Below are 1,491 nucleotides of genomic sequence, written 5' to 3'. Positions count from 1 at the left end.
AACAAAGACCCGTTTGGGTTGTATGGTTAAGTGACTAAGCGTACACGGTGGATGCCTTGGCAGTTGGAGGCGATGAAGGACGTATTAACTTGCGATAAGCCTAGTCAAGCTAGTAAAAAGCACTTGAGACTAGGATTTCCGAATGGGGAAACCCACCTGCTTGCAGGTATCGTTAACTGAATACATAGGTTAACGAGGCGAACGCGGAGAACTGAAACATCTAAGTACCCGTAGGAAAAGAAATCAACCGAGATTCCGAAAGTAGCGGCGAGCGAAATCGGAACAGCCCTTAAGCTTATTATGTGTTAATGGAAGGCCGCTGGAAAGCGCCACGATACAGGGTGATAGTCCCGTACATGAAAAGACATTTTAAGTGAAATCGAGTAGGTCGGAGCACGTGAAACTTTGACTGAATATAGGTGGACCATCATCTAAGGCTAAATACTCCCAACTGACCGATAGTGAACCAGTACCGTGAGGGAAAGGCGAAAAGAACCCCTGTGAGGGGAGTGAAATAGAACCTGAAACCGTGTACGTACAAGCAGTAGGAGCCCACTTGTTGGGTGACTGCGTACCTTTTGTATAATGGGTCAGCGACTTATATTTTGTAGCGAGGTTAACCGAATAGGGTAGCCGTAGGGAAACCGAGTCTTAACTGGGCGAATAGTTGCAAGGTATAGACCCGAAACCCGGTGATCTAGCCATGGGCAGGTTGAAGGTTGAGTAACATCAACTGGAGGACCGAACCCACTAACGTTGAAAAGTTAGGGGATGACCTGTGGCTAGGAGTGAAAGGCTAATCAAACCGGGAGATAGCTGGTTCTCCCCGAAATCTATTTAGGTAGAGCCTCGGACGAATACTTACGGGGGTAGAGCACTGTTAAGGCTAGGGGGTCATCCCGACTTACCAACCCTTTGCAAACTCCGAATACCGTAAAGTAATATCCGGGAGACACACGGCGGGTGCTAACGTCCGTCGTGAAGAGGGAAACAACCCAGACCGCCAGCTAAGGTCCCAAAGTCATAGTTAAGTGGGAAACGATGTGGAAAGGCCCAGACAGCCAGGAGGTTGGCTTAGAAGCAGCCATCCTTTAAAGAAAGCGTAATAGCTCACTGGTCGAGTCGGTCTGCGCGGAAGATGTAACGGGGCTAAACTATGCACCGAAGCTGCGGATTCAGAATTTATTCTGAGTGGTAGGGGAGCGTTCTGTAAGCCGTTGAAGGTGTACCGGGAGGTATGCTGGAGGTATCAGAAGTGCGAATGCTGACATGAGTAACGATAATGGGAGTGAAAAACTCCCACGCCGGAAGACCAAGGGTTCCTATCCCATGTTAATCAGGGTAGGGTAAGTCGACCCCTAAGGCGAGGCCGAAAGGCGTAGTCGATGGGAAACAGATTAATATTTCTGTACTCGATATAATTGCGATGGGGGGACGGAGCAGGCTAAACAAGCATAGCGTTGGTAGTCTATGTGAAAGTGAGTAGGTTGG

General features: G+C 48.8%; 1 rRNA gene. It reads left to right on the top strand.

The features are described from left to right. Positions 1–24: 24 nt before the first annotated feature. Positions 25–1,491: ribosomal RNA gene (locus L656_RS0101000) — 23S ribosomal RNA — on the top strand; the annotation flags it as partial.

This window comes from Pseudoalteromonas sp. TAE56, from assembly GCF_000497955.1.
Lineage (GTDB): Bacteria > Pseudomonadota > Gammaproteobacteria > Enterobacterales > Alteromonadaceae > Pseudoalteromonas.
This window is presented reverse-complemented; position numbering and strand designations above follow the sequence as displayed.